This is a genomic window from Corallococcus sicarius (assembly GCF_003611735.1).
In the GTDB taxonomy this organism is placed as follows: domain Bacteria; phylum Myxococcota; class Myxococcia; order Myxococcales; family Myxococcaceae; genus Corallococcus; species Corallococcus sicarius.
In genome coordinates this window covers 1-438 of record NZ_RAWG01000749.1, presented here as the reverse complement: position 1 = coordinate 438, position 438 = coordinate 1, and the positions used below count along the sequence as shown (strand labels likewise).

The 438-nt window shown below is 73.3% G+C and carries 1 protein-coding gene; it reads right to left on the bottom strand.

The window, feature by feature from the left end; all coding sequences use genetic code 11:
• Nucleotides 1–232 (bottom strand): hypothetical protein (locus D7X12_RS41975; protein WP_208719653.1); only part of this gene is annotated, 232 nt, incomplete at its 3' end.
• Nucleotides 233–438: the final 206 nt, after the last annotated feature.

Genomic DNA, 438 nt, shown 5'->3' with positions numbered 1-438 from the left:
GGCTGGTGTACGGGCGCTTGCTCAGTTCCTCGCGGCTGACCACGCTGATGCTGGCCGGGGCATCGATCACCTTCTGCTCGAAGCCGGCGGCGGTGACCACCACCTTGTCCAGCGTCTGCGGCGCGCCTGCGGCGTCACCGTGGGCGAAGGCGGGGCTGGCGAAAGCCGCCAGCACGGCGCTGGTCAGCAGGGTACGGGACAGGGACGAACGGACACGATGGCGCTGGGCCATGGCAGTTACCTCGAAGGATGCAGGGTGGCGCGGTGCCGTGCGCGAAGGGCGCGGCAGGCACGGAAGGGCCGGTCAGGGGCGGCAGGGATGAAGCAGGCAGCGGCGTGCAGGCGCGACCGCGCAGGCGGTCACGTCGGGCCGTGGATCAGGCGAGCGGCGGCGCCTGGCCGCGTTGCTGACGGCGCCCGGGCGCATCGGCCCAGGGC